At 68.8% G+C, this 260-nt stretch carries 1 protein-coding gene; it reads left to right on the forward strand.

Annotation, left to right across the window (positions count from 1 at the left end; all coding sequences use genetic code 11):
• Window positions 1-260 (forward strand): hypothetical protein (locus AAEY83_RS16345; RefSeq protein WP_351060720.1); only part of this gene is annotated, 260 nt, incomplete at both ends.

A 260-nucleotide genomic window follows, 5' to 3' on the forward strand; every position in this document is an offset into this window, starting at 1 on the left:
GCTCGCGATCGCGGCGGCCGTGCTGCCGTGGCACCTGATGATCTGGCTCGCGGCGTTCGCGGTCGCCTGCTACGCGGCGCTCGGCTTCGACTCGGTGCCGCTCAACATGGACAACCCGGCGAACCTGTTCGATTACTACCGTACCGGCATGTGGGCGAACTTCATGGTCAGCGTCGGGCTGATCGCGTGGTTCGTCGCGCGCATGTCGAATGCGCTGCGCCAGCGCGACGCGGCGCTCGGCGAGGCGCAGGCGCATCTGC

Source organism: Psychrobacter sp. TB20-MNA-CIBAN-0197, assembly GCF_040309765.1.
GTDB lineage: Bacteria > Pseudomonadota > Gammaproteobacteria > Pseudomonadales > Moraxellaceae > Psychrobacter > Psychrobacter submarinus.